This window comes from Nocardioides sp. GCM10023255, assembly GCF_042653125.1.
In the GTDB taxonomy this organism is placed as follows: domain Bacteria; phylum Actinomycetota; class Actinomycetes; order Propionibacteriales; family Nocardioidaceae; genus Nocardioides.
The window spans coordinates 180,686-206,729 of record NZ_JBHSHU010000009.1 but is presented as its reverse complement, the minus strand read 5'-3'; the positions used below and the strand labels follow the sequence as shown (position 1 = coordinate 206,729).

Annotated in this window: 26 protein-coding genes and 2 tRNA genes; 13 read left to right on the top strand and 15 right to left on the bottom strand. The window is 72.8% G+C overall.

Annotation, left to right across the window (positions count from 1 at the left end; genetic code table 11):
- Window positions 1–16: 16 nt before the first annotated feature.
- Window positions 17–865 (bottom strand): prephenate dehydratase, encoded by an 849-nt coding sequence (locus ACFO9I_RS14805; RefSeq protein ID WP_379182131.1) that lies wholly within the window; start codon window positions 863–865, stop codon window positions 17–19.
- Window positions 866–968: 103 nt separating this feature from the next.
- On the opposite strand from ACFO9I_RS14805, the gene ACFO9I_RS14800 reads away from it, so the two are divergent.
- Window positions 969–1,367 (top strand): DUF4446 family protein, encoded by a 399-nt coding sequence (locus ACFO9I_RS14800; protein ID WP_379182129.1) that lies wholly within the window; start codon window positions 969–971, stop codon window positions 1,365–1,367.
- Window positions 1,368–1,383: 16 nt separating this feature from the next.
- Here the strand turns inward: ACFO9I_RS14800 and ACFO9I_RS14795 are convergent, their stop codons facing one another.
- Genes ACFO9I_RS14795 through kdpA form a run of 5 tightly spaced genes read right to left on the bottom strand, consistent with a single transcriptional unit; the run spans window position 1,384 to window position 9,031 of the window.
- On the bottom strand, window positions 1,384–2,064 hold the full coding sequence (locus ACFO9I_RS14795; protein WP_379182127.1) for a response regulator: 681 nt from the start codon (window positions 2,062–2,064) through the stop codon (window positions 1,384–1,386).
- Window positions 2,061–4,571: a DUF4118 domain-containing protein gene (locus tag ACFO9I_RS14790; RefSeq protein WP_379182125.1), complete on the bottom strand. Its 2,511-nt coding sequence runs from the start codon at window positions 4,569–4,571 to the stop codon at window positions 2,061–2,063. Before ACFO9I_RS14790 ends, ACFO9I_RS14795 begins: the two co-directional genes overlap by 4 nt.
- 20 nt (window positions 4,572–4,591) lie before the next feature.
- Complete coding sequence (gene kdpC / locus ACFO9I_RS14785) at window positions 4,592–5,218, bottom strand: potassium-transporting ATPase subunit KdpC (RefSeq protein WP_379182124.1); 627 nt, start codon at window positions 5,216–5,218, stop codon at window positions 4,592–4,594.
- A gap of 13 nt (window positions 5,219–5,231) precedes the next feature.
- Window positions 5,232–7,370 (bottom strand): potassium-transporting ATPase subunit KdpB, encoded by a 2,139-nt coding sequence (gene kdpB, locus ACFO9I_RS14780; RefSeq protein WP_379182122.1) that lies wholly within the window; start codon window positions 7,368–7,370, stop codon window positions 5,232–5,234.
- The gene (kdpA, locus tag ACFO9I_RS14775; RefSeq protein WP_379182120.1) at window positions 7,367–9,031 is read right to left on the bottom strand and encodes a potassium-transporting ATPase subunit KdpA; all 1,665 of its coding nucleotides are present in this window, start codon (window positions 9,029–9,031) and stop codon (window positions 7,367–7,369) included. Before kdpA ends, kdpB begins: the two co-directional genes overlap by 4 nt.
- A 593-nt stretch (window positions 9,032–9,624) precedes the next feature.
- Between kdpA and ACFO9I_RS14770 the strand changes: the two genes are divergently transcribed.
- The gene (locus ACFO9I_RS14770) at window positions 9,625–10,020 is read left to right on the top strand and encodes a hypothetical protein (RefSeq protein WP_379182118.1); all 396 of its coding nucleotides are present in this window, start codon (window positions 9,625–9,627) and stop codon (window positions 10,018–10,020) included.
- A 3-nt stretch (window positions 10,021–10,023) separates the two neighbouring features.
- Here ACFO9I_RS14770 and ACFO9I_RS14765 read toward each other — a convergent pair whose 3' ends face one another.
- Window positions 10,024–12,006 (bottom strand): amino acid transporter, encoded by a 1,983-nt coding sequence (locus tag ACFO9I_RS14765; protein ID WP_417607892.1) that lies wholly within the window; start codon window positions 12,004–12,006, stop codon window positions 10,024–10,026.
- 176 nt (window positions 12,007–12,182) lie between these two features.
- Here ACFO9I_RS14765 and ACFO9I_RS14760 point away from each other — a divergent pair, with 176 nt between their 5' ends.
- Window positions 12,183–12,716, top strand: coding sequence for a GNAT family N-acetyltransferase (locus ACFO9I_RS14760; RefSeq protein ID WP_379182116.1), 534 nt, complete (start codon window positions 12,183–12,185; stop codon window positions 12,714–12,716).
- 25 nt (window positions 12,717–12,741) lie between these two features.
- On the opposite strand, the gene ACFO9I_RS14755 is transcribed toward ACFO9I_RS14760, so the two are convergent.
- Complete coding sequence (locus ACFO9I_RS14755) at window positions 12,742–14,316, bottom strand: diacylglycerol kinase family protein (protein WP_379182114.1); 1,575 nt, start codon at window positions 14,314–14,316, stop codon at window positions 12,742–12,744.
- Window positions 14,317–14,432: 116 nt separating this feature from the next.
- On the opposite strand from ACFO9I_RS14755, the gene serS reads away from it, so the two are divergent.
- The 5 genes from serS to ACFO9I_RS14730 are packed head-to-tail and all read left to right on the top strand — an operon-like array spanning window position 14,433 to window position 18,439.
- Entirely contained in the window at window positions 14,433–15,713 is a 1,281-nt protein-coding gene (gene serS / locus ACFO9I_RS14750; RefSeq protein ID WP_379182112.1) for a serine--tRNA ligase, read from the top strand.
- Window positions 15,710–16,546 (top strand): HAD family hydrolase, encoded by an 837-nt coding sequence (locus ACFO9I_RS14745; RefSeq protein ID WP_379182110.1) that lies wholly within the window; start codon window positions 15,710–15,712, stop codon window positions 16,544–16,546. Before serS ends, ACFO9I_RS14745 begins: the two co-directional genes overlap by 4 nt.
- Window positions 16,543–17,031, top strand: a complete 489-nt coding sequence (locus ACFO9I_RS14740) for a GNAT family N-acetyltransferase (RefSeq protein ID WP_379182108.1) — start codon at window positions 16,543–16,545, stop codon at window positions 17,029–17,031. The genes ACFO9I_RS14745 and ACFO9I_RS14740 overlap by 4 nt, the downstream gene beginning before the upstream one ends.
- Complete coding sequence (locus ACFO9I_RS14735; protein WP_379182106.1) at window positions 17,028–17,822, top strand: HAD family hydrolase; 795 nt, start codon at window positions 17,028–17,030, stop codon at window positions 17,820–17,822. The genes ACFO9I_RS14740 and ACFO9I_RS14735 overlap by 4 nt, the downstream gene beginning before the upstream one ends.
- 17 nt (window positions 17,823–17,839) lie before the next feature.
- Complete coding sequence (locus ACFO9I_RS14730) at window positions 17,840–18,439, top strand: hypothetical protein (RefSeq protein ID WP_379182104.1); 600 nt, start codon at window positions 17,840–17,842, stop codon at window positions 18,437–18,439.
- Between the two features lie 9 nt (window positions 18,440–18,448).
- Here ACFO9I_RS14730 and ACFO9I_RS14725 read toward each other — a convergent pair whose 3' ends face one another.
- The 4 genes from ACFO9I_RS14725 to mobA all read right to left on the bottom strand — a co-directional run bounded on the left by ACFO9I_RS14725 (window position 18,449) and on the right by mobA (window position 21,203).
- Window positions 18,449–19,042 (bottom strand): bacterial proteasome activator family protein, encoded by a 594-nt coding sequence (locus tag ACFO9I_RS14725; protein WP_379182103.1) that lies wholly within the window; start codon window positions 19,040–19,042, stop codon window positions 18,449–18,451.
- A 163-nt stretch (window positions 19,043–19,205) separates the two neighbouring features.
- Complete coding sequence (locus tag ACFO9I_RS14720) at window positions 19,206–20,183, bottom strand: NAD(P)H-quinone oxidoreductase (RefSeq protein ID WP_379182101.1); 978 nt, start codon at window positions 20,181–20,183, stop codon at window positions 19,206–19,208.
- 65 nt (window positions 20,184–20,248) lie between these two features.
- Window positions 20,249–20,572 (bottom strand): DUF6457 domain-containing protein, encoded by a 324-nt coding sequence (locus ACFO9I_RS14715; protein ID WP_379182099.1) that lies wholly within the window; start codon window positions 20,570–20,572, stop codon window positions 20,249–20,251.
- A gap of 4 nt (window positions 20,573–20,576) precedes the next feature.
- On the bottom strand, window positions 20,577–21,203 hold the full coding sequence (gene mobA / locus ACFO9I_RS14710) for a molybdenum cofactor guanylyltransferase (protein WP_379182097.1): 627 nt from the start codon (window positions 21,201–21,203) through the stop codon (window positions 20,577–20,579).
- A 46-nt stretch (window positions 21,204–21,249) separates the two neighbouring features.
- On the opposite strand from mobA, the gene ACFO9I_RS14705 reads away from it, so the two are divergent.
- The gene (locus tag ACFO9I_RS14705) at window positions 21,250–22,023 is read left to right on the top strand and encodes a carbon-nitrogen hydrolase family protein (protein WP_379182096.1); all 774 of its coding nucleotides are present in this window, start codon (window positions 21,250–21,252) and stop codon (window positions 22,021–22,023) included.
- Window positions 22,024–22,034: 11 nt separating this feature from the next.
- Entirely contained in the window at window positions 22,035–23,096 is a 1,062-nt protein-coding gene (locus ACFO9I_RS14700; RefSeq protein ID WP_379182094.1) for a hypothetical protein, read from the top strand.
- A 37-nt stretch (window positions 23,097–23,133) separates the two neighbouring features.
- On the opposite strand, the gene ACFO9I_RS14695 is transcribed toward ACFO9I_RS14700, so the two are convergent.
- Together ACFO9I_RS14695 and ACFO9I_RS14690 are read right to left on the bottom strand one after the other, a co-directional pair.
- Window positions 23,134–23,222 (bottom strand) — tRNA-Ser (locus ACFO9I_RS14695).
- 59 nt (window positions 23,223–23,281) lie between these two features.
- Window positions 23,282–23,713, bottom strand: coding sequence for a hypothetical protein (locus ACFO9I_RS14690; protein WP_379182092.1), 432 nt, complete (start codon window positions 23,711–23,713; stop codon window positions 23,282–23,284).
- 115 nt (window positions 23,714–23,828) lie between these two features.
- On the opposite strand from ACFO9I_RS14690, the gene ACFO9I_RS14685 reads away from it, so the two are divergent.
- The 3 genes from ACFO9I_RS14685 (at window position 23,829) to ACFO9I_RS14675 (ending at window position 24,778) form a co-directional block, all read left to right on the top strand.
- Window positions 23,829–24,290, top strand: a complete 462-nt coding sequence (locus ACFO9I_RS14685; protein ID WP_379182090.1) for a hypothetical protein — start codon at window positions 23,829–23,831, stop codon at window positions 24,288–24,290.
- Window positions 24,291–24,368: 78 nt separating this feature from the next.
- Window positions 24,369–24,461, top strand: a tRNA-Ser gene (locus tag ACFO9I_RS14680).
- 152 nt (window positions 24,462–24,613) lie between these two features.
- Window positions 24,614–24,778 (top strand): hypothetical protein, encoded by a 165-nt coding sequence (locus tag ACFO9I_RS14675; RefSeq protein WP_379182088.1) that lies wholly within the window; start codon window positions 24,614–24,616, stop codon window positions 24,776–24,778.
- A gap of 188 nt (window positions 24,779–24,966) precedes the next feature.
- Here the strand turns inward: ACFO9I_RS14675 and ACFO9I_RS14670 are convergent, their stop codons facing one another.
- Complete coding sequence (locus tag ACFO9I_RS14670; RefSeq protein ID WP_379182086.1) at window positions 24,967–25,992, bottom strand: LuxR family transcriptional regulator; 1,026 nt, start codon at window positions 25,990–25,992, stop codon at window positions 24,967–24,969.
- Between the last annotated feature and the right edge of the window lie 52 nt (window positions 25,993–26,044).

Sequence of the window (26,044 nt, the reverse complement as noted above, 5' to 3'; positions counted from 1 at the left end):
GCCGTCCCGACGTCGCTCAGCCCGCGCGGAACGGGTCGGCGGGGTAGACGCCGAGGATCTTCACGTCGGTGGTGAAGAACGCGAGCTCCTCGAGGGCGTTGTGCACCGGGACGTCGTCGGGGTGGCCGTCGACCTCGGCGAGGAACTGGGTGGCGGTGAACTCCCCGCCGACCATGTAGCTCTCCAGCTTGGTCATGTTGACGCCGTTCGTGGCGAAGCCGCCGAGGGCCTTGTAGAGCGCGGCGGGCAGGTTGCGGACGTTGAAGATGAAGCTGGTCACCACCGGGCCGTCGCCGGCGGGCGCCTCGACCAGCTCGCGGGAGAGGACCACGAACCGGGTGGTGTTGTGCTCCTCGTCCTCCACGTCGTCGGCCAGGATCTGCAGGCCGTAGATGTCGGCGGCCAGCGGAGGCGAGATCGCGGCCTGGGTCGGGTCCCCCGCCTCCGCGACCTCGCGGGCCGCTCCCGCGGTGTCGCCGGAGATGACCGGCGTCAGGCCGTGCTCGCGGATCGCCTTGCGGCACTGGCCGAGCGCGTGGACGTGGCTGTGCACGGTGCGGATGGTGTCCAGCGACGAGCCCGGGATCCCCATCAGGCTGAACCGGATCCGCAGGAAGTGCTCGGCGATGATGTGCAGGTCGGACGCCGGGAGGAAGTGGTGGATGTCGGCGACCCGGCCGGCGATCGAGTTGTCGATCGGGATCATCGCCAGGTCCGCCTCGCCCGACTCGACCGCGGCGAAGACGTCCTCGAACGACGCGCAGGGGAGTGCCTCCCAGTCCGGGTAGTGCTCCCTGCACACCAGGTGCGAGTTGGCCCCTGGCTCTCCCTGGTAGGCGATGCGTCGGTCGGTCACGCTCCTCATGCTTCCACGGCTCCCGCGTCGTTCCGGGGGTGTGACCACCCGTTGGCCGTCGGCCGGGCGGGGCGCCGCGGGTTGGCGGCGTTCGCTCCCTAGGCTTCGCACCGTGCCGTTCCTCGTCTCGATCGCCCTGCTGGTCGCCCTCGCCGCCCTGGTCCTCTCGTTCCTCGCCCTGCGCCGGCAGAGCGCGGCCCGGCGCAAGGTCGGCGCCGAGGCGCTGCCGCAGGACGTCTACGGCCTGCGCCAGGAGGTCGCGGCGCTGCGCGCCGAGGCCCGCGACGCGCTGCGCCACCTCGCGGTGGTCCGATACGACGCCTTCGGCGACATGGGCGGCCACCTCTCCTGGTCGCTCGCGCTCCTCGACGACAGCGGCCACGGGGTCGTGCTGACCTCGATCCACGGCCGCAGCGACTCGCGCACCTACGCCAAGAGCATCTCGGCGTGGTCGTGCGAGCAGCAGCTCTCGCCGGAGGAGCAGGAGGCGATCGAGGGCGCTCGGCCCTGAGCGGCGCGCGGCGGGTTCACGGCTCCAGCGTGTAGCCCAGCCCGCTGGTGGTCACCAGGTGGCGCGGGTGCGCGGGGTCGTCCTCCAGCTTGCGCCGCAGCTGTGCGGCGTACACCCGCAGGTAGTGGCTCTCGTGCTCGTAGGCCGGTCCCCACACCTCGCGCAGGATCTGCTGCCGCGAGACCAGCTTGCCGAGGTTGCGGGCGAGCAGCTCGAGGAAGGCCCACTCCGTGGGGGTGAGGCGTACGTCGCTGCCGGCGCGGGTCACCCTCTTGCGGGCCAGGTCGATGACGAGCTCCCCGACCTCCACGACCGAGGTGGCCGGCGCCGACTCCTGGCTGCGCCGCACCGCGGCCCGCAGCCGGGCCATCAGCTCGTTCATCGCGAAGGGCTTGGTGACGTAGTCGTCGGCGCCGAGGTCCAGAGCCTCCACCTTGTCCTCGCCGTGCTGGCGGGCGGACAGCACCACGATCGGCACGCTCGTCCAGCCCCGCAGGCCGGAGATGACCTCGGTGCCGTCCATGTCCGGCAGGCCCAGGTCGAGGACCACCACGTCCGGGTGCCGCTCGGCCGCTGCCGCCAGGGCGCCGTGCCCGTCGGCCGCCGTGACGACCTCCCAGCCGTGCGCCCGCAGGTTGATCGCGAGTGCGCGGGCCAGTGCCGGCTCGTCGTCGACGACGAGAACCCGGTAGCTCATGAGTCTCCGTCCTGGGGCGCCACCCGCGGGACGGAGAGCACCATCGTCAGTCCACCACCTGGGGTGTCCTCGGCCGTCAGCGTCCCGCCCATGGCCTCGGCGAGGCCCCGGGCCACCGCGAGCCCGAGGCCGAGACCTCCGGTCCCGGTGTCGCCGAGCCGCTGGAACGGCTCGAACATCCGCTCGCGCTGCTCCTGGGGCACGCCCGGCCCGCGGTCGACGACCAGGACCGACACCTCCCGGTCGAGCACCTGGGCGACCACCCGGACCGGCTTCCCCCGGGAGACCCGGACCGCGTTGGCGACCAGGTTGGCCACGACCCGCTCGAGCAGCCCGGCATCGGTGCGCACGAACGGTGCCGACTCCTCCAGCTCGAGGACGACACTGCCCGCGGGGTGACCGGCCACCGCGATCGGCAGGATCTCCTCGAGGCTGCGCGCTCGCAGGACGGGGTGCAGGAGCCCCGTCTGCAGCCGGGACAGGTCGAGCAGGTTGTCGATGAGGTGCTCGAGCTGGTCGGTCGCCGAGTCGACGGCCTCGACCAGGGTGCGTCGGTCGGCGTCGTCGAGGGCGGCGCCCCCCGAGACGAGTCCGTCGACGGCGGTGCGCATGGTCGCCAGCGGGGTGCGCAGGTCGTGCGACACCGCCCGCAGGATGGCGGTGCTGGTCGCGTCGGCCCGTTCCAGGGCCGCGGCCCGGTTCTCGCGCTCGCGCAGGCGGCGGTACTCCAGCACCAGGCCGGTCTGGACGGCGAAGCCCTCGAGCACCCGCTGGTCGGAGGCCCGCAGGGTGGCACCGCGGAGCGCGAGCACGTGGGTCTCGTCCACGGTGACCCGGGAGTCCGCCTGGTCCGGCACGGTCGCCGAGTCCGGGCCGCTGGCCGCCACCTGCTGCCAGCTGCCCGCCGGAGTCCGCACGAGCAGCGCGACGGAGTCCTGCGCGAAGGTCTCGCGCAGCCGCTCCACGATCGCCTCGGCGGTGTCCTGACCGGTGAGCACCGACTGCGAGAGGGACGCGAGGGTCGCGGCCTCCGCGCGGGCCCGGGCCGCCTCGGAGGCGCGGCGGGAGGCCCGGTCGACGACGGTCGCCACCCCGGCGGCGACCGCGACGTAGACCATCAGCGCGACCAGGTTGGTCGGCTCGGCGATCGTGAGCCGTCCCACCGGCGGGGTGAAGAACCAGTTCAGGGCCAGGAAGCCGACCAGCGCGGCGACCAGGGCCGGCAGGGTGCCGCCCACGAGGGCGACCAGCACCGTCCCGGCGAGGAACAGCAGCACCGCCAGCGGCAGCTGGTGGGTCTCGTCGAGCGACTGCAGCCCGGCGGTGAGCACGACGGGCAGCGCCACCGCGAACAGCCAGCCCAGGAGCTGGCGGCGACGGCTGAGCGGGGACAGGGGCACCCTGGTCCGCACCGCCCCCGCCACCTGCTCGTGGGTGACCAGGTGGACGTCGATCGACCCCGCCAACGACGCGATCCGGTCCCCCGTGGAGCCGGTGAAGAGTCGGCGCAGCCTCCCGTGCCGCGAGACACCCACCACGATCATGGTCGCGTTGGCGCCGGAGGCGAAGTCGACGACGGAGTCCGAGACCTCCTCCCCGACCACCGTGTGGAAGGAGCCGCCCAGGGACTCGACCAGCTGCTGGGACCGGGCGATCCGCGCGTCGTCGGTGCTGCGCAGGCCGTCGGTGGCGATCACGTGCACCGCCAGCAGCTCCGAGCCGGCGGCCCGTTGCGCGAGCCGGGCGCCGCGACGCAGCAGCGTCTCGCTCTCGTCGCCTCCGGTGACCGCGACGACGATGCGCTCCTTGGTCGGCCAGGGGGCCGCGATGTCGTGCGCCCGCCGGTAGTCGTCGAGGGCGTCGTCCACGCGGTCGGCCAGCCAGAGCAGGGCGAGCTCGCGCAGGGCGGTGAGGTTGCCGACCCGGAAGTACGACGCCAGCGAGGCGTCGATCTGCTCGGGACGGTAGATGTTGCCGTGCGCCATCCGCCGCCGCAGCGCGTCCGGGGCCATGTCGACCAGCTGGATCTGGTCGGCGGTGCGGACCACATCGTCGGGCACGGTCTCGCGCTGCCGGACCCCGGTGATGCGCTCCACCTCGTCGTTGATCGACTCCAGGTGCTGGATGTTGACCGTGGTGATCACGTCGATGCCCGCGGCCCGCAGGTCCTCGACGTCCTGGGCGCGTTTCTCGTGCCGGCTGCCCGGAACGTTGGTGTGCGCCAGCTCGTCGACGAGGACCACGGCCGGCTTGCGGGCCATGATCGCGTCGGTGTCCATCTCGGTGAACGTCGTGCCGCGGTACTCGATCTCCCGGCGCGGCACGACCTCGAGACCGTCGAGCTGCGCCAGGGTCCGGGCACGCCCGTGGGTCTCGACGTACCCCACGACCACGTCGGTGCCGCGCTCGCAGCGGCGCCGGGCCTCGTCGAGCATCGCGTAGGTCTTGCCCACGCCGGGGGCGGCGCCGAGGTACACCGTCAGCCTGCCGCGGCGCCGCTCCTCCATGTCTCGATCCTGCCAGTCCGTCAGCCCTGGGCGGAGACCGACGAGGCGCGGAGCACGTCGATGTTCAGCTCCAGCACGTTGACGCGCGGCTCCCCCAGGAAGCCCAGCGTCCGGCCCGAGGTGTTGTCCTCGACCAGTCGCTGCACCTCCCTGACGCTGAGCCCGTTGGCCCTCGCGACCCGGGCGACCTGCTGGTCGGCGTACGCCGGCGAGATGTCGGGGTCCAGCCCGGAGCCGGACGCCGTGACCGCGTCGGGGGGTACGGCGCCGGGTGCGACGCCGTCCCGCTCGGCGACCTGCGCGCGCCGCTCCTCGATGCTCGCGACCAGGTCGGGGCTCTCGGGGCCGAGGTTGGAGCCATAGGTGTTGAGCGGGTCCCACCCGTCCCCGGCGGCCGAGGGCCGGGGGTGGAACAGGTCCGTGCCGTCGGTCCGCTGGCCGAGGAGGGCCGACCCGACCGCGGATCCCGCGTCAGTGACGCGGTTGCCGGAGGCGTCGACGAGCGAGCCGTTGGCCTGCCAGGGCAGGGCCACCTGCGCGACTCCCGTGACTGCCAGCGGGTAGGCGAGGCCCAGGACCAGCGTCATCAGCACCAGCGCGCGCAACCCCGCGAGGCTGTGCCGGAACAGGGCGTAGAGGTCGTTCATGGTCGTGTGCCTTTCAGAGGCCGGGGATCAGCGAGATGACGAGGTCGAGCAGCTTGATGCCCACGAAGGGTGCGACGAGGCCACCGACGCCGTAGACGAGCAGGTTGCGACGCAGCAGGTCGGACGCGGACGACGGCCGGTAGCGCACGCCGCGCAGCGACAGGGGGATCAGCCCGACGATGATCAGCGCGTTGAACACGACCGCGGAGACGATCGCGGACTCGGGGCTGGACAGCTGCATGACGTTGAGGACGTCGAGGTCGGGGAAGGCCACGACGAACATCGCCGGCAGGATCGCGAAGTACTTCGCGACGTCGTTGGCGATCGAGAAGGTCGTCAGGGCGCCCCGGGTGATGAGCAGCTGCTTGCCGATCTCGACGACATCGATCAGCTTCGTCGGGTCGGAGTCGAGGTCGACCATGTTGCCGGCCTCCTTGGCGGCCATGGTCCCGGTGTTCATGGCGACGCCGACGTCGGCCTGGGCCAGGGCAGGGGCGTCGTTGGTGCCGTCCCCGCACATGGCGACCATCCGGCCGCCCGCCTGCTCCTTGCGGATCAGGGCCATCTTGTCCTCGGGCGTGGCCTCGGCGAGGAAGTCGTCGACGCCGGCCTCCTCGGCGATGACCCGCGCGGTGGTCGCGTTGTCGCCCGTGATCATCACGGTGCGGATGCCCATCGCGCGCATCTCGTCGAAGCGCTCGCGGATCCCTTCCTTGACCACGTCCTTGAGGTGGATGACGCCGAGCAGCCGCGCCGGCCGCCCACCGACCTGCTCCGCGACCACCAGGGGGGTGCCGCCGCTGGCGCTCACCTGCTCGACGAGCGCGTCGAGCTCGGCGGAGAGGTTGCCACCGGTGCTGTGCACCCACGAGGTCACGGCCGAGCCGGCGCCCTTGCGGATCACCCGCCCGGGCAGGTCGATCCCGCTCATCCGGGTGGTCGCGGTGAACTCCACCAGGGTCGCGCCGTCGGGCACCCGGCCGGCGTACCGGTCCTCGCTCTGCGCGCGGATGAGGTCCACGATGCTGCGGCCCTCCGGTGTCTCGTCGGCGAGCGACGAGAGCAGGGTCGCGTCCGCGATCAGCTCTGCGTCCACGCCCTCGAGCGGCAGCAGCCCGGTGGCCCGCCGGTTGCCGTAGGTGATGGTCCCGGTCTTGTCGAGCAGCAGCACGTCGACGTCGCCCGCTGCCTCGACCGCGCGCCCGGACATCGCCAGCACGTTGCGACGCACCAGCCGGTCCATCCCCGCGATGCCGATCGCCGAGAGCAGCGCCCCGATGGTGGTGGGGATCAGGCAGACCAGGAGGGCGGTGAGCACCACGAGCGACTGGTGGGCGTGGCTGTAGTCAGCCAACGGGTAGAGCGTCACCACCACCGCCACGAAGACGGCGGTCAGCGCGGTCAGCAGCACGTTGAGCGCGACCTCGTTCGGGGTGCGCTGGCGCTCGGAGCCCTCCACCAGCGCGATCATCCGGTCCACGAAGGAGTGACCCGGCTCGGAGGTGATCCGCACGACGATCCGGTCGGACAGCACCACGGTGCCGCCGGTGACCGCGCTCCGGTCGCCACCGGACTCCCGGATCACCGGGGCCGACTCGCCGGTCACGGCCGACTCGTCCACGCTGGCCACGCCCTCGATGACGTCCCCGTCGCCGGGGATCCGTTCGCCGGCCTCGACGACCACCACGTCACCGGCCCGGAGCCGGGTGCTCGGCACCTCGTCGGTGGGGAGGGCGGCCAGGTCGCCGGTGTGGTCCAGCTGGTCGCGGCTGCCGCGCACGCGGCGCGCCAGGGTCTCCGACTGCAGGGCGCGCAGGCTCGCCGCCTGCGCCTTGCCGCGGCCCTCGGCCACCGACTCGGCCAGGGTGGCGAACACGACGGTCAGCCACAGCCAGACGGTGACCAGCCAGGCCATCGCGCTGGGGTCGACCACGGCCATCACCGTGGTGGCCACGGCGCCGACCTCGACGACCAGCATGACCGGGGCGCCGAGCAGCTCGCGCGGGTCGAGCTTGCGGAAGGCGCCGGGCAGCGCCGAGACGAGCTGCTCGGCCACCGGGCGCCGGACGGCCGCCGGCTTGTGGTGGTGGTCCTCCGGGATCGGCGACGTGGTGTCCCGGGAGGTGACGGTGCTGGTGCTCTGCGAGTTCATGAGAGGGACTCCACGATCGGACCGAGGACGAGCGCGGGGACGTAGGTCAGTCCGACCACGATCAGCGCGACGCCGGTGAGGAGGACCACGAAGAGTGGCTTGGTGGTGGGGAGGGTGCCGGCGCTCCCGGGCAGCTGCTGACGGGTCGCGAAGCGCCCGGCGAGGGCCAGGACGAAGATCATCGGCAGGAACCGGCCGGCGAGCATGCAGACTCCGAGCAGGGTGTTCCAGAACGGCGTACCGCTGGTGAGGCCGGCGAAGGCGCTGCCGTTGTTGTTGGACGCCGACGTGGTCGCGTACAACGCCTCGGACAGCCCGTGCGGCCCGGACGCCTGGAGGCCCGCGAGCCCGGCGTCGGTGGACAGCGCGACGGCGACGCCGGCGAGCACCAGGAAGGGCGTGGTCAGCACGTAGGACGCGACCAGCACGATCTCGGACTGGCCGATCTTCTTGCCGAGGTACTCCGGGGTGCGGCCGACCATCAGGCCCGCCAGGAAGACCGTGACGACGGCGAGCATCAGCATGCCGTACAGGCCCGAGCCGACGCCGCCGGGCGCCACCTCGCCGAGCATCATGTTGAACATGGCCACGCCCCCGCCGGGCGCGGTGAACGAGTCGTGCATCGCGTTGACCGCACCGGTCGACGTGCCCGTCGTGGCGGCGCCGAAGAGGGCCGAGGCGGCGGTGCCGAAGCGCACCTCCTTGCCCTCGAGCGCGCCGCCCGCGGCAGCCGGCGCCGCGCCGTGGCCGGCCATCTCGGCCCAGGTGAGCAGGGCGATCGAGATGCCCAGCAGGATCGCCATCACCGACAGGATCGCGATCCCCTGACGGCGGTCGCCGACGATGATGCCGAAGGCCCACGCCATCGCGAACGGGATGAGCAGGATCAGGAAGATCTCGATGAGGTTGGTGAAGGGGGTCGGGTTCTCGAACGGGTGCGACGAGTTGGCGTTGTAGAAGCCACCCCCGTTGGTGCCGAGCTCCTTGATGACCTCCTGGCTGGCGACCGGCCCACCGGTGACGTGCTGGACGCCGCCGGTCAGCGTGTGCACGGCCTGCGGGTCCGCCAGGTTCTGCACGGCTCCGAAGACGACCAGGACGAGCGCCCCGACGACCGAGATCGGGAGCAGCACCCGCAGGACGGTGCGCACGAGGTCGGCCCAGAAGTTGCCGACCCGGCCGTCCTGGGCGGTGCTGGCCAGGCCGCGCGCGAAGGCGGCCGCCACCGCCATGCCGACCGCCGCGGAGACGAAGTTCTGCACGGTCAGGCCGGACATCTGGAACAGGTGGCCGACGGCGGTCTCCCCGGAGTACCACTGCCAGTTCGTGTTGGTCACGAACGAGACGGCGGTGTTCCACGCGCCGTCGCTGGGCAGCGCGCCGAAGCCCAGCGAGAGGGGCAGGTGCTGCTGCAGGCGGCCCAACCCGAACAGCGCCAGGATGCCCACCAGGGAGAAGCCGAGGACGGAGAGCGAGTAGGTCCGCCAGTGCTGGTCGGCGTCGGGGTCGACGCGCAGGAGCCGGTACGACGCCCGCTCGAGCGCGAGGTGCCGGTCGCTGGTGTAGACGCCCGCGAGGAAGCGACCCAGGAACGGCACCGTGACGGCGAGCAGCACGACGAGCGCCAGGACCTGCCCCAGCGCGGGAAGGGTCTCGCTCACCGGCTCCACCGCCGGTCGATGACGCCGACCAGGACGGCGGCGAGGGCGAAGAACGCCAGGGTCAGGAGTACGTAGACGAGATCAGCCACGTCTTTATCCCAGTCCCGCACACCCGCCGACCCGTCGCTTCTTGACGGTTCCCTGACGCCGACCCGTCGCTTGTTGACGGGATCAGCACGGGGCGGTGAGCCGGCTCACCCGGATGGCTGGTGAACTTCTCGACGCCTCGCCTCGAGGAGCCGTCAAGGTCCGGGCCCACGACGTCTGGAACCCGTCGAGCCGCCGTGTCCCGGACCCCGGCGTGCCTACCGTCGGGTCGTGCCCCGAGACACCGACGACCCTCGTCGACCGACGTCCCCGGCCCCGGGGGCCAGGGACCGGCTCCGCAGCGAGGGAGGCGTGCTGCTGGTGGGTGCCGCGGCCGCCCTGACCGGGCTGGTCGCGACGGTGACGCGGGTGCTGGGACCCTCGGCGCACGTGGCCGCCGCTCGACGCGGCGTCAGGGGTCAGGGATCCGTCAGGCCCGGCCCCGGGGCCGTCAGGGTTCCGTCAACGAACGCCCGGGGCGAGGCTCCGCGCACTTCACTCGAGACATGACCGGACCGGTGCGCGGGCCCCGCCTGACTGGACTCCCCGAGGTGCGCTTCGGCCTCGCCGAGGCGGCCGTCGTCGTGACCGCGACCGTCTGCCACCGGGTGGGCGCCGATGCCCGGACCGGCACGGTGGCCCTCGCCGTGGTGGCAGTGGCCTCCTGCCTGACCCTGCCCGCGCGGTTCACGGTGGGCGTCGCGCTGAGTGCCTGGGCCTTCCTCACCGGCTTCCTGGTGCACGCGGGCGGCCAGCTGACCTTCCGGACCGCCGACCTGGACCGACTCGGCCTGCTGCTGCTCCTCTGCCTGGCCGCGACAGCGACGTCCGCTGCGGTTCGGGCCGCGCCCCGGCTCGACGGGACGCGCGAGGGCGACCTGGTCGCCGGCTCGCGACGCTGAGGCTCAGCCGACGTGCACGTGCGGTCGACGGGCGCGGTCCGGCTCGGCACGCCGGAGCACCTCGCGGGTCACCGGAGCCACCTCTCCCACCCCGAAGAAGAGGAACCGGAGGATCTGGGTGACCGGGTTGCCCTCGGTCCACTCGAAGTAGATGTGGGGATTGACCCGGGTGCGGTCGCGCATGTGCAGGAGCAGGGCGGCCAGTGCGTTCGGCACGGTCGAGGACTCGAAGGTCAGCACCCGCCGGGTGCCGTGGCGGACCTGGCCGTGCACCGTCAGGGTGGTCTCGAACTCCGAGGGGTCGGTGACGATCACCTCGACGAAGATGATGTCGCCCTCGTCGCGCAGGTCGTTGTCCGCGACCACCTGGCGGGTCTTGTTGACGTACTCCTCGGCGTCGCCGGCGTCCGGTTCGTTGGCGATCAGTCGGATGCTGCGCCGAGCGCAGTCACGCATGAAGCGCTCGGCGGTGGCGTCGAGCCGGACCGCGGTCACCCGGGGCTCGAACGCGCGGCTGACCCGGGACCAGAACGACACCGCGATGATGGCGGCGATGAAGCAGGCGCCGATCTTGACGCCGTCGGGCCGCTCGATGACGTTGTCGATCGTGGTGTAGACGAACACGGCCGCGATGGCCGCGAACCCGACGAACCGCTTGCGCTGCCCGGCTCGGCGGGCGGCCAGCGTGACCGCGACGGCGGCCGAGGTCATCAGCACCAGGACGCCCGTGGCGTAGGCCCCTCCCTGGGCGTCGACGCTCGCGTCGAAGATCCAGGTCACGAAGAACGCCACGGCGGTGAGCACCAGGACCAGCGGTCGAACCGCGCGGGCCCAGTCCGGGGCCATGCCGTACCGCGGCAGGTAGCGGGGGATCAGGTTCAGCATGCCCGCCATGGCCGACGCCCCGGCGAACCACAGGATCGCGATCGTCGAGACGTCGTACACCGTGCCGAAGGTGCTGCCGAGCTGCTCGTGGGCGAGGTAGGCCAGAGCCCTGCCGTTGGCCTCCCCGCCGACCTCGAACTCCTTCTCGGGGATCAGCAGCGTGGTCACGATGCTGCTGGTGACCAGGAAGATGCTCATGATGACGGCCGCGGTGGTGAGGAGGCGCTTGGCGCCCCGGATCCGGCCCTCCGGGCGGTCCTCGGTGTCGGTCGGGTCGCCCTCGATCTGCGGCATCACCGCGACCCCGGTCTCGAAGCCGGAGAGGCCCAGTGCCAGCTTCGGGAACACCAGCAGCGCGATCCCGACCATGGCCAGCGGGTTGCCGTGCTCCTGGGTCAACGCGTGCCGCCAGTCCGAGACGACCGAGGGAGAGGTCGCGACCTCGTAGAGCGAGTCCACGACGACGACCGCGTTCAGCGCGAGGTAGGTCGCCACGAGGGCGACCGCGATGCCGATCGCCTCGGTGAAGCCGCGCAGGAACACAGCCCCGAGACCTCCCAGCAGCACCAGCGTGATGAGCAGCTCCTGCCCGTGCAGGGCCGAGGGGACGTGCGGGTTCTCGACCACGTGCGCGGTGGCATCGGCGGCCGACAGCGTCATCGTGATGAGGAAGTCGGTCGCGGCGAAGCCGAGCAGCACCAGGACGAACAGCTTCCCCTGCCAGAAGGAGAGGAGCCGCTCGAGCATCGCGATGGACCCCTCGCCGTGCGGCGACTCCTCGGCGACCCGGCGGTAGACGGGGAGCGCACCGAGGAGCGTCAGGCCCACCAGCACGACGGTGGCGAGCGGTGAGAGCAGCCCGGCCGCCAGGGCCGCGATGCCCGGCTGGTAGCCCAGCGTGGAGAAGTAGTCGAGGCCGGTCAGGCACATGACCCGCCACCAGGCGTGGCGCTGCTGCTCGGGAGCCGGCACCCCGTGCGGGCCCTGCCCGCGGTGACCGGTCTCGGCGATGTCGGCCAGCAGCCAGGCCCGGAATCCGCGACGCACACGCCGGTCCTCCGCAGGGCGGGAGTCGCGGGGTGGCGACGCGCTGGTGGTCATGCGACCAGCCTGCCTGCTCGGTGTCTCGGCGGCAGCACGGCGGTGACCGCTTTCGGGTGTCGGGGGCAGATCTTGACGGTTCCTTGATGGTCGACCCGTCGCTCGTCGACGTGATCCCGACGTCGACCCGTCGCGTGTTGACGGTGCGTGGCCCGGACACGCACCAGGATGGGCTCATGGACCACGCCGTCCTCGACGCCGCGAGCGCCCACGACCTCACGCGCGAGGTCTTCGAGGTGTACGCCCACGTCTTCGGGGCCGACGGCGGCTTCGAGGACTGGCGGCAGTCACCGTGGGGGCGTCATCGGTCCCGGCCGGACTTCCGCCTCGCCACGGTTCGGGACGGGGATCGGCTCGTCGGGTTCGGGTGGGGCTACACCGGTCATCGGGGCGAGTACTGGCCCGACCTCGTGGCGGAGGCACTCCCGGGCCTCGACGCGTGGGTGGGCGGCCACTTCGAGCTGGTCGAGCTGGCGGTGCTGCCCGAGTGGCGCGGCCGCGGCGCCGGGCGGCGACTTCACGACCTGCTCCTCGAGGGGCTGCCGCACGACCGGGCGCTGCTGTCCACGGCGGCCGACCCCGAGGACCCGGCGGTCCGGCTCTACCGGTCGCGGGGCTGGCGGTGCCTGGGGCTGCTCGGACTGGACCGGCAGGTCATGGGACTGCGGCTCGACCGAGGAAGAGCGACGGGTCGGCGTCGTACGCGGTGAAGCCGCGACGGGTCGGCGTCGTCCGTCAGCGGGGGACGCGCACCAGCAGCCGTCCGTGGATGCACTCCATCCGCAGCTCCCGGCCGGGCCCGATCGAGTCGCCGTCGAGCTGGCGCGGGGTGTCGGTCGAGGAGCGGATGACCACGGAGGCGCCGGTCATCCGGTTCACCAGGTCGTCGGTGTGCTTGAGCTTGAGCAGCACCCGCCAGGCCAGCGGGATCCACGAGAAGAAGTTGCGCGGGTGCAGGATCACCACGTCCAGCAGCCCGTCGTCGATGGCGGCGTCCGGCAGCAGCGGCAGGCCGGCCTGCAGGAACCCGACGTTGCCGACCACGACGGTGCGCGCCCGGTGCCGGGTGAACTCCCCGCCGTCGACGGAGACCTCGATCTTGACGGCCGGGAACATCAGCGACTTCAGGGCCGAGAGCACGTAGGCGACCCAGCCCACCCGCTTCTTCAGGTCCTCGTTGACGCCCTCCATGATCGCGGCGTCGAAGCCCATCCCCGCCATCACCATGAAGTGGGTGTCCTCGATGCCGTCGCCGCCGACCTTCACCAGGTCGATGGCGCGGTCCTGGCCGTTGAGCGCCACGTCGATGGCGGCGCGGATGTAGAGCGGGATCTGCAGGTTGCGGGCCAGCAGGTTCCCGGTCCCGGCAGGCACGATGCCGACGGGGATGCCGGTGCCGGCGAGCTCGGCGCAGACCTCGCGCACGGTGCCGTCGCCACCACAGACCAGCACCAGGTCGGCCCCCGCCACCGCGGCCGCCTCGGCCATGCCGGTGCCCGGGTCCTCGACGGTCGTGTAGTGCCAGGTCGGCTCCGACCAGCCGGCCTCGACGGCCATCGCGGAGACGATCGCCCGGAACTGCCCGGGGTCCTCGACCTTGATCGGGTTGAGCACCACCGCCAGCTTCTTCGCGGACGGCAGCACCTCGGGCAGCGGCTCGGAGCCGATGGCCAGGCTGCGCGGCAGGGGGCTGTAGACCGTCAGGCCGAGCAGCACCATGCCGGCGCCGAGCAGCGCGCCCGCGGTCACGTCGCTGATGTAGTGGCGACCGAGCAGCACCCGGTCGGCGCAGACCACGAGGACCCACACCGCGAGGACGACGTAGATCGTGCGGCGGGTGCTCGCCCGGCGGACGAGCATGATCGCCAGCACGACGCAGATCCCCGCGAACGCCGTCACCGACGAGGCGTGCCCGGAGGGGAAGGACTGCGTGGTCAGCAGCCCGTTCTGGTTCTGCCACGGCGGACGGCCTCGACCGATCTGGACCTTGATCAACGTGGTGACCAGCGAGGTCACCACCATCACCACCACCGCGAGGATCGCCGCCCGCCGGTGCTTCTTGACCAGCAGCCCGGCGGCGAGGATCACGGTCAGGACCGTCATCCCGATGGTGGCGAACGCCGCCTCGATCCCCTTCAGCGGCTGCCGGAGCCAGTGCGCGTCCACCGCCCACTGCTCGGCCGGGTCGCCCCGGTTGTCGATCGACGTCAACGGACCCCAGTCGTGGGTGACGAGGACCCCGATCACCGCGAACAGCGCGAAGCAGATCAGTGCCCAGCTCAGGGTGGTCAGGCGAGAACGGTCGAGCACGCGGGTCCCTTCGGGTGGCTGGGGCGGGGCCAAGTATGCCGGGGCACCGGGCCCGTACCCGGGGGCGGCGCGTATCTCGCGTGAGCCTTCCCACGTACGACGGATAGCCTTCACCCATGATCGACCCGCGAGTGCTCCGAGACGACCCCGACCGCGTCCGCGCGGCCCAGGCCAAGCGCGGCCTGTCCGCCGACGTCGTGGACAGTGCGCTCGCCGCGGACTCCGCCCGCCGGGCCGCGATCGCGGACTTCGAGGCCAAGCGTGCCGAGCAGAAGCAGCTCGGCAAGCTGATCCCGAAGGCCCAGGGCGAGGAGAAGGCCGAGCTGCTGGCCCGCACCAAGACCCTGGCCGCCGACGTCAAGGTCGCCGAGGCCGCCCAGGCCGCCGCCGAGGAGGCGTGGCAGGCGGCCCTGATGAGCATCCCCAACCTCGCGGCCGACGAGGCGCCCGCGGGCGGCGAGGACGACTTCGTGGTCCTCGAGACCGTGGGCACGCCCCGGCAGTTCGACTTCGAGCCCCGCGACCACGTCGAGCTGGGCCGGCTGCTCGGCGCGATCGACCTCGAGCGCGGTGCGAAGGTCTCGGGCTCGCGGTTCTACTTCCTCACCGGCGTCGGTGCGGAGCTGGAGTTCGCGCTCATCAACCTGGCCAACGAGACGGCCCGCGACTTCGGCTTCACACAGGTGATCGCCCCGTCGATGGTCAAGCCGCGCGCGATGGACGGCACCGGCTTCCTCGGCCAGGCCGCCGACGACGTCTACCGGATCGAGGGTCAGGACATGTACCTCGTCGGGACCTCGGAGGTCCCGATGGCGGCGTACCACTCCGACGAGATCCTCGACGGCGACTCGCTGCCGCTGCGGTACGCCGCGTTCAGCCCCTGCTTCCGCAAGGAGGCCGGCTCGCACGGCAAGGACACCAAGGGCATCATCCGGGTGCACTGGTTCGACAAGGTCGAGATGTTCGTCTACACGACGCTCGAGGACTCCTACGCCGAGCACCAGCGGCTGCTCGAGATCGAGAAGGCCTTCCTCGACAAGCTCGAGCTCGCCTACCAGGTGATCGACACCGCCGCCGGCGACCTCGGGCTCTCCGCGCAGCGGAAGTTCGACTGCGAGGCGTGGATCCCCACCCAGGGCAAGTACCGCGAGCTCACCTCTACCTCCAACTGCACCGAGTTCCAGACCCGCCGCCTCGACATCCGCGGCCGGTTCGCCGCGGACGGGGGCAGCGAGGTCCGGCCGCTCGCCACCCTCAACGGCACGCTGTGCGCCATCCCGCGCGCGATCGTGGCGATCCTCGAGACCCACCAGCAGGCGGACGGCTCGGTGCGGGTGCCCAAGGCGCTGCAGCCCTGGCTCGGTGGCCGCGAGGTCCTGGAGCCGGTCGCCCAGTGAACGACTGGCAGCCACGGCTGGTCGCCCTCGACATCGACGGCACCCTGCTCAAGTGGGTCGAGGGCTCCGGGACGACGCACGAGGAGATCGCGCCCGCGGTCTACGACGCGGTGCACCGCGCCCTGGACGGCGGGGCGCACGTCGTGCTGGCCAGCGGCCGCTCCCCCCACGGCATGACCCGGATCGCGGACCTGCTCGACCTGCACGGCGGCGAGCGCGAGCGCCTGTGGGTGGTCGCGTCCAACGGGGCCGTGGTCTTCCGCTACCCACCGGTCGAGGTCGTGCACGAGGAGACCTTCGACGCCCGCCCTGCGGTCGAGGCGGTGCTGGAGCACCACCCCAACGCGCTGGTCGCGGTCGAGGAGCGCGGCGTGGGCTACCGGGTCAACCGGCACTTCCCCGACGGTGAGCTCTCCGGCGAGATGACCATCGCCGAGGTCGAGGAGATCGTCGCCGGCCCGGTCAGCCGTGTGATCATCCGCGACCCCGAGGCGACGGTCGACGAGTTCGTCGCGCTGGCCGACAAGCTGGGGCTGCACGGCATCAACTACGTCGTCGGCTGGACCGCCTGGCTGGACCTGGCGCCGGTGGGGGTCTCCAAGGCCTCGGGCCTGGAGCGGGTCGCCGGCGAGCTCGGCCTGGGGCCCGAGCACGCCCTGGCCATCGGCGACGGCCGCAACGACATCGAGATGCTGCAGTGGGTGCGTCGAGGCGTCGCCATGGGCCAGGCCATCGACGAGGTCCGCGCCGCGGCCCACGCCGTCACGGCGAGCGTGTACGACGACGGCGTCGCCGTGGAGCTCGACCGCTGGTTCAGGGACGGCCGACCGTGAGCCTGCCCGCCGAGGTGTCCACCCTGCGCCTGCGCCTGCCCCTGGTGACCCTCGACGAGCGCGACGACATGCTGTCCGGGCGCCGGCGGCCCCAGTGGCATCCCGACTACCCCCGCGAGGACGACCGCGACGCCGTCTCGATGCTGCGCGGCGAGGTCGACCCGTGGGGACCGCGCCACATCGTGCGCGCCTTCGACGGCCTGGTCGTCGGGTCGATCGGGTTCTTCGGCCCGCCGTCGGACGTCGACGGCATCCCCGAGACCGAGGTGGGCTACGGCCTGGTGGCGGACGCCCGCGGTCACGGCGCCGCGACCGAGGCGCTGCGCGGCCTCCTCACGGAGGCCGACCAGAGCGGCGTCCGGATCCGGGCCAGCGTGCGGCCCGACAACACCGCCAGCATCCGCGTCCTCGCCAAGTGCGGCTTCACCGAGCTGCGCGGCGCGAACGACGACGGCGAGCTGGTCATGGCCCGCCCGCTCCCGTGAGCCTGCCCCGGCTGGTCGCCACCGACCTCGACGGCACCCTGGTCCGCTCCGACGGGACCGTCTCCGACTACACCCGCGAGGTGCTCGCCGAGATCGAGCGGCGCGGCGTCCCCGTCGTGTTCGTGACCGGTCGGCCGCTGCGCTGGACCGAGGAGGTCTTCGAGCTGGTCGGGGAGCACGGCCTGGCCGTGGTCTCCAACGGCGCCCTGGTCTGGGACGTCGCCCGGTCCCGTCCGCACCTCGAGCGACCGATCGACCCCACGCTCGGGCTGGAGGTCTGCACCCTGCTGCGCGAGGCGGTGCCCGGGACGGCGTACGCCGTCGAGACGCTGGAGGGGATCGGCCTGGAGCCCGCCTTCCAGGAGCGGCACCCGGTGCCCGACGCGGCGCGCCGGGCCCCCGTCGAGGAGCTGTTCACCCGACCGGCGCTCAAGCTGCTGGCGCGGCACGAGGAGCTGGCGCCGCAGGAGTTCTGGGACGTCGCCGAGGAGGTCGTGCTCGGCCGGCTCGTCATCACTTGGTCGTCGGCGACCTCGCTGCTGGAGATCAGTGCCCCCGGGGTCACCAAGGCGTCCACGCTGGCGATGCTCTGCGACGACCTCGGGGTCGAACCGGCCGACGTCATCGCGTTCGGGGACATGCCCAACGACCTGCCGATGCTCGCGTGGGCCGGCACCGCCTACGCGATGGCCGACGCGCACCCCACGGTCACCGAGACCGCGCACCACGTCGCCCCCGGGCACGACGAGGACGGCGTCGCGCGGGTGCTGGCTGGTGTGTTCGACCTGTGATCTGTTTCGATGGGCGCGTGCCAGCTCCCCTGTCGTTCGCCGGCCCCCGCCTCCTGGCCGCCTTGCTGCTCGCCGGTTCCGGCGTGGTGCTGGGCCAGCTGCCGGCCCACGCGTGCACCTGCGCGACCACGAAGCCGCAGACGCAGGCCAGCAGGGCCGACGACGTCTTCACCGGCACGGTCACCGACGTGACCAGCAAGGGCAAGGCCACCAGCGCGACGACGACGTACGCCGTCGAGGTCGACCGGGTCTACAAGGGCGACATCACGACCAGGACGGTCGACGTGACCTCCGAGGGCTCGGGTCCCTCGTGCGGGCTCGACGACCTGGTGGCCGACAAGAAGTACGTCTTCTTCGTCAAGGCCGACGGCGCGGCGCTGACGACGGACCGCTGCAGCGGCACTGCGCCGGCGAAGGACGCGGTGGTCACCCAGGTCGAGAAGCTGCTCGGTGACGGCCACGCGGCGGTGCCGCCGGCCCCGGCGCAGGCGGAGTTCACCCGGGTCGTCGACGCCGAGCCGACGAGCCTGCCGCGGCTGGCCGCCCCCGGGGTCGCCCTCGTGCTGGTGGGCCTGCTCGGGCTGGTCGTCGTACGCCGCCTCGGCAAGCGCGCCTGACCCTCGACGTCAGAGATACATGCCGCCGGACTCGCCGGGCCGGTGCGGCGCCTGCTGGTCGGGCTGTCCGTCCTGCGGCGGCACCATCCCCTGCGGGAGCGCGCGGCGGATCTGCTCGAACTGCGCCCGGGCCGCCATCTGCTGGGCGTAGATCGCGGTCTGGATGCCGTGGAAGAGCCCCTCGAGCCAGCCCACCAGCTGGGCCTGCGCGATCCGCAGCTCGCCCTCGGACGGGGTCTGGTCCTCGGTGAAGGGGAGGGTCAGCCGCTCGAGCTCCTCGACCAGCTCGGGCGCGAGCCCGGCCTCGAGCTCCTTGATGGAGGCCTGGTGGATCTCCTTGAGCCGGTTGCGGCTGGCCTCGTCCAGCGGAGCCGCCTTCACCTCCTCGAGGAGCTGACGGATCATGCTGCCGATCCGCATCACCTTGGCCGGCTGCTCGACCAGGTCGGTCAGGGCCCGCTCCTCGCCCTCCCCGTCGTCGTCCCCGGACTCCGAGGCAGTGTTCATCTGCGCGATCGCCGAGGCCGGGACCGACCCCATCGGCTGCCCGTCGGGCCCGATGATCACGACCTGCTGCTCCTGCTCGCCGGGGTTCTCAGTCATGCGCCCCAGCCTAGGCGGTGGCTGAAGAGCCTTCCGAAGGGATAGTCCGGCACGTTTCGGTCGTCACGGCCCCTCGGGTTCGGGCCGAACCACCCCGGGAACGTCGGGAACGTGCCGGACTACCCGGTGGGGGACGAAAACGTGCCGGACTATCCGATGGAGCTCAGGTGGTGAGGAGGATCTTGCCCATGTGCTCGCCGGACTCCATCAGGGCGTGGGCGGCGGCGGCCCCCTCGAGCGGCATGGTGCCGTGCACGATCGGGCGGACCCGGCCCTCGGAGACCAGCGGCCACACGTGCTCGACGACGGAGGCGCAGATCGCGGACTTGTCGGCGACGGGGCGCGAGCGCAGGGACGTGGCGACGACCGCGCCGCGCTTGTTCAGCAGCTTGGCGATGTCGAGCTCGCCCTTGGTGCCGCCCTGCATCCCGATGATGACGAGCCGGCCCTCCTTGGCGAGCGCGTCCACGTTGCGACCGAGGTACTTCGCGCCCATGTTGTCCAGGATCACGTCGGCGCCGTGGCCGTCGGTCTTCTCCCGGACGACCTCGACGAAGTCCTCGTCGCGGTAGTTGATGGTGACGTCGGCGCCGAGCTCCGCGCACGCGGCGAGCTTCTCCGGCGTACCCCCCGTCGTGAACACCCGGGACCCGTTCGCCGCGGCGAGCTGGATCGCGAAGGTGCCGATGCCGCCGGCGCCGCCGTGCACGAGGAGGTTCTCGCCCGGCTGGAGCGCGGCGATCATGAAGACGTTGGACCAGACCGTGCACGCGACCTCCGGCAGCGCGGCCGCGGTCACCAGGTCGATGCCGTCCGGCACCGGCATGACCTGGCCGGCCGGGACCACCACCCGGGTCGCGTAGCCGCCGCCCGCGAGCAGCGCGCACACCTCGTCGCCGACCGCCCAGTCGGTGACGTCGGGCCCCACCGCGTCGACGGTGCCGCTGCACTCGAGGCCGATGATCCCCGAGGAGCCGGGCGGGGGCGGGTAGTGCCCCTGCCGCTGCAGCAGGTCGGCCCGGTTGATCGCGGTCGCGGCGATCGAGATGGCCACCTCGCCGGGGCCCGGCTCGGGGTCGGGCAGCTCGGCGACGGACAGGACGTCGGGCCCTCCGGCCCCGGAGGCGATGACGGCGCGCATGCCCGCCACCCTAGGACCCGCCCCGAGGACCCCGCGCGCCGCCGGCCGGCTCCGCGCGGTCCGGCTCAGTCGTCGAACGTGTCGGCGGTGTGGTCGACCCCGGTGTCGTCGGGGATCGGGTCGTCGACGTCGTCGGGATCGGGGGCGTCGGCCGGGCGGTCCCAGCCCTCGGCGAGGCGCTGGGCCCGGGCGGCGAGCGCCTCGACCTTCTCCGGGTCGGCGCCGCTGGATCCGGCCGCCAGGCCGAGGAGGTACGCCGTCACCGGGGCGGCCGGACGTTCCACGGTGTGCGCGACCGTGCGAGCGAGGTCGAGGACCAGCCCCTCGTCGATCTCGGCTTCGATGTCGAGGACGTCGCTCAGCTCGTCGATCCAGTCGTGCAGGTTCACGTTCTCAGGTTTCCCAGATCCGGGCGGGTGCCGCAACCCCTGACACGCCGCGATTCTGCTCCTGCAGGTCCCGCACGTCGGCCCAGGTGTCGACGTCCCGGCCCTCGTCGCCCCGCGGCGGCACCTCCGCGAGGTCGAGGTCGGCGAGCAGCCGGCGCATGGCCATGCCGTGCTGCCCCTCGTGGTCGGGGCGCACCGCGTCGAGCCGGGCGAGGTCCAGGACGCCGGCGAGCTGGCGGCGCCCGGCGTCGTCGGTGAGGAAGGCGCCGTCCCGGTCGGCGGCGGCCTCGTGCAGCCGGCGGAAGGTGTACGCCGTCACCCGGGGCATGTCCACGGCCAGGACGCCGAGGGTGCCCGCGCTCCGGGCCAGGGCGTCCCGCCCGGTGAGCAGGGCCGCCACGGGTCCGCCGTACCTCGGGTCCTCGCGGACGAAGGTCACCGGCCGGGTGGTCGGGACCGGGTCGCCCACCACCACGACCTCGGCGGCGTCGAGGAGCGCGTCGATGGCCCACTCGAGCAGCGTGCGGCCGGCGTGCTCGAGGGAAGCCTTGTCGGCCCCGTCGAGGCGGGCGGCCGTGCCGCCGGCGAGCACGACGGCGGAGAAACCGGTGGTTCCGGGAGCGAGATCCACGCCCGCAGTCTCCCACCGGCCGTGCGGCCGGTGGCAGTCTGGACCCGTGACGGATCCCATGCAGCTGCGCGTCGCCCTCGTCCAGCAGGCCGCCGACCTCGACCCGGAGGTGAACCGCGCCCGGCTCGCCGAGCTGGTGCCGGAGGGCGCGGACCTCGTCGTCCTGCCGGAGGCCTGGGCGCGCGACTTCGGCGAGGCCGGCTCCGACGTGAGCCGGTTCGCCGAGACGACGGACGGGCCGTTCGCCGCCGAGGTGGCCCGGGTCGCGAAGGAGCGGGGCACGACCGTGGTGGCGGGGATGTTCGAGTCCGGGGAGGACCCGGCCCGGCCGTTCAACACGCTGGTGGTGCGCGGTGCCGCCAGCGCGGACTACCGCAAGATCCACCTCTACGACTCCTTCGGCTACCGCGAGTCCGACCGGCTCGGTGCCGGGCCGGTGCGGCCCGTGGTGGTCGAGGTCGGCGGCTTCGCCGTCGGCCTGATGACCTGCTACGACCTGCGCTTCCCCGAGCTCGCCCGGGCACTCGTCGACGCCGGTGCCGAGGTGCTGGTCGTCCCCGCCGCGTGGGTGGCCGGCCTGCGCAAGGTCGAGCACTGGCGCACGCTGGCTCGGGCCCGGGCCGTCGAGAACACCGTGTACGTGGTCGCCGTGGGCCAGCCCGCCCCGCGCTACAGCGGCCACTCGCTGGTCGTCGACCCGCTCGGCGACGTGCTGGCCGAGGCCGGCGACGGCCCCGATCTGCTCACTGCCACGCTCGACCGTGCGCGGCTGGAGGAGGCACGGCGTACCAACCCCTCGCTCGCGAACCGGCGAATGTAACCTTCCACGTCGTGTCCTCGCCCGCCCCGCGTCGTCGTGCCAGCCGCCCGCCGTCGCGGTCGAGCCGGGCGCTGGGCCGGGGTCGCGACACCATCGGCGGGCTGGCGGACTCGCGGCTGCCGCTCGCGGCGGGGTGCCTCGGCCTGCTGGCCGGGCTCGCGGCGCTGGTCGCCGCGATGGTGCCGGTCGGCCCGGCCTGGCTGGGCAGGGCCGGCGCGGTCGCGGTCGTGAGCGTCTACTCGTGGGCGCTCGCCGCCCGCACGGGTGGTCGCCCCGTCATCTTCGGCTCCCTCGCGCTGGCGCTCGGGGTGCTGGTCCTCGCCGCGGACGCGCCCTTCCTGCGGACCGGCGCGGCGGTGATGACCTGCGTGGTCTCCGCGGTGCTCGCGGTGATGGCCACGGTGCCGGCGGTCCGCTTCTTCGGCGCCGCCAGGGAGGCGGTGATCGCGGTGCTGATCGCCGCGGTGGGCGCGCTGGCCACGGTGGGCTTCGAGCCAGTCATCACGCTGGCCCGCTTCGAGTACGCCACGCTCGCGCTGGCGATCCTCGGGGCCTTCGGGGTCGTCTACCGCCTCGGCGCCGGCCTGCACGGCCTGGGCCGGCGCGGCATCCTCACGGTGCTGGTCGGCACCGCCGTGCTCGGGCTCACGCTCGCGTACGCCGAGCTGCTGCGCCGCTACGGCACGCCGAGCCTCGTGTCCTCCCTGCTCGACGGCGTCGTGTGGAGCAGGGACACGCTGGGGGCGTTCCCGCGCCCGATCGAGACGGTGCTCGGGATCCCGGCTCTCGCGTGGGGCTGTCACATGCGGGCCCGCCGTCGCCAGGGCTGGTGGGTGTGCGCCTTCGGCGTGGCCGCGACCGCGCCGGTGACGCAGGCGCTGCTCAACCCGGCGGTCTCCCTCGCCGAGAGCGGGCTCTCGGTGGCGTACGGCGTCGTGGGCGGCCTGCTGCTGGGCTTCCTCCTGATCCGCGTGGACCTGGCGCTGACCGGCCCGCGCGGCAGCCGTGCCCGCCGGGCCGAGGAGGCCGCCGCGGCGCGGCCCGAACCGCCGCGGACGGCCGCGCTGCAGTGACCTGCCCGGCGACGGGAGGACCGGCGCCGGTGCCCGGCAGAGGGGGCGGGATTCGAACCCGCGGCTGACATCTCTGCCAGCGACCGCTTTCAAGGCGGTTCCGATCGGCCACTCCGGCACCCCTCCGTGCCGCCCGAGGGCGGGCACCGGAGCAGTCTAGAGGCGCCGGGTGGCGGTCCGCGGACCTACTCCTCGCCGCCCAGCTCGAGCTCGACGGCGTCGTAGGCCAGGTCGTGGCGGCGCTGCAGGTGGTGGCCGACGTCGACGACCAGCCGGTGGACCTCGGCGCGCACCCGCTCCACGTCGGGGCTCTCGAGCACGGCCGGCCCGGCGGCGGCGAGCCGGGAGACCAGGGCCTGGCGCTCACGCAGCAGGCCGCCGCTGCGGGCGGCGAGCCAGCCGTCGTCGACCGGGTCGACCTCGGCGACCAGCGCGTCGCGGACGGCGGCCATCCGCTGGCGCACGGTCCAGCGCCAGCTCCCCCGGTCGACCGCGGCGCCGCGAGGGGCGTCCAGCGCCTGCTGCAGCCGGCTCAGCGCCTCCGACAGGCCGCCGGCCCCGGCGGCTGCGGGGCGGCCGTCCGGCGGCGTGCTCGCGAGGGGAGTGGGTGCGACCATGGCTGCCTCCCGGGGGGAGCAGGAGTGGGGGTGGGGGTTCGAGTGTGACCCGCGTCGCAGGCCCTCGACAAGGCCGGTTGGCCCTCGAGTTCCGGTGTCTTGTTCAATCATCCTCATGCCCGGTCCCACCTCGTCCGACTATCGACTCTCGCCCGCTCTCGGCGCCCGGTTGATGGGCACGCTCCTGGTCGTCCTGGCCCTCCTGTTGTTCGCCGCCACCGCGCTCGTGGCGGTCCTGCACCTGTCGCTGGACCTGATCGTGCTGCTGGCCGTGCTCGGCCTGGTCGTGGTTCTCGGGGGCGGCTGGGTGCTGACCCGCCGGACGTACGTCGTCCACCTCGACGAGGACGGCTACCGGGTCCGGCTGATCCGGGGTGCCGGCGTCACCGAGGCCCGGTGGAAGGACGTCGAGGAGGTGGTCGCGGCCTCCCCGCGCGGTATCGACTGCCTCGTGCTGCGCCTGCGTGGCGGGCGGAGCACCACGATCCCCGTGGCCGCGGTCGCGGCCGACCGCGAGGAGCTCGCCCGCGACGTGCGCGACCACGTGCAGCGGGGTCAGGGCCTGCGTCCGCTGTGAGGCCGGACGCCGGGCGCGACGCTCCGCCCCCTGATTCGTCCCCGGCCGGGGCCTCCTTGTAGCCTGTGCTGGCTGTCGGGAGGCGTCGCCTAGTCCGGTCTATGGCGCCCGCCTGCTAAGCGGGTTGAGGGCAAACCCCTCTCGCGGGTTCAAATCCCGCCGCCTCCGCCAGTGCATCGGCCCCCTTCGGAGCTCCTCCGGAGGGGGCCGAGCCGTTGTGCGGGAACGTGCAATCCCTGCCGCCGTTTGCATGAATGTGCAATGCAGAAATCTGAGGGAACGTTCAGCCCCCTCGGACTGCGGAACTGCAACACACTTCACTCATGGCCGTTCCGTGGGCCTGGAAATCGAAGCTGGAGGGATTCATGAACATCGCACGCAAGGCGGCCATCGCAGTAGCCACCGCCGGCCTCAGCCTCGGGCTTCTCGGGATCAGCGCCCCGGCGCAGGCTGACAGCAGCTGGGGTTACGTCCACGTCCAGAAGTGACGTAGGCGGCAGCTCCGCAAAGACGTGAGACGGGGACCCAACTCACCCCCCACCTTGTTCGGTCCCAGTGCCACCCCCCCGGCCCGTCTCATCAGCGCGAGGGCAACGACCACCCGGTCGTTGCCCTCGCGACATTTGTGCGTCCGGACGCCGCCCAGCGTTCGTCGACCGCCTCGCGGAGGCGGCGCTCAGCCGTCGCCCGGGTCCGTGGACTCCGAGCCCGAGATCCCCTGCTGGCCGATCACGTAGCCGAGCTGGAACCTGGTCTCCGCCTCGAACTCCGCCTTGAGGTCGGCGACGTAGCCCGCGTAGGTGCGCGGGCTGACGCCGAGCCGCTTGGCCGAGACCGGGTCGGAGTGACCCTCGATCAGCATCCGCAGCGTCATCGCGCGCTGCTCGGCGGCGATGTCCTTCATCAGGGTGGTCTCGCTGCTGGTGAAGGGGCGGGCCCGCTCCCAGGAGCGCTCGAAGACGTCGACGAGGTAGGCGACCACCGAGGGTTCCCGCACCGCCAGGGCCACGCTGAGGTCCTCGCCGCTCGGGATCACCGCGACCCGGCGGTCGATCACGATCATCCGGTTGAAGAACTCGTCGAGGGTGCGCACCTCGGCGCCGCGGTCGGTGACCGCGGCGACGTACTTCCTGGTGACCGAGCTGCGCCGCGCGCTGTGCTGGTAGAGCGTGCGGATGGTCGCGCCGCGCTCGAGCAGGTTGGTGTCGCGCAGCGCGGCAAGGGCGAGCTTGCGCGGGTCCCGGCCGGCCTGGGGCTGCGCGGTCAGCATCTCCTCCTCGCAGTCGGCCACCAGGCCGGCGAGGAACGGGTCGATGGCCTCGGCGTGGACGTAGGTGAAGGGCCCGTGCGAGGGGGAGTGCGTGGCCCGGCGCCAGGCATGGTCGAGCACGCCGAACGCCTTCGCCCAGCTGGAGGACTCCACGAGCAGGTCCGCTCCGCGCTGCCCGAGCGGGGCGACGACGCGGGACTGGACGGTGGTGGGGTCGACGCCCTGCCAGGTGTCGGCGGCGGGGTCGCGGTTGACGAGGTTCAGCCGGCGGAGCAGGGCGAACGCCTCCTCCAGGTCGCCGCCGGCCACGATGCGGGGGTCCTGGGTGGAGATGCCGCCCTTGGCGATGATCTCCTCGAAGAGCTGGGTTGCGGCGGTCTCGAAGAGCGCACGGTCCTCGGGGCCGTAGGTCTCCACAGGTGTCCCTTCCACTCGGCCCCCCGATCCCAGACGTCGCCATGATCCCACAGGCCACACGCGTCGA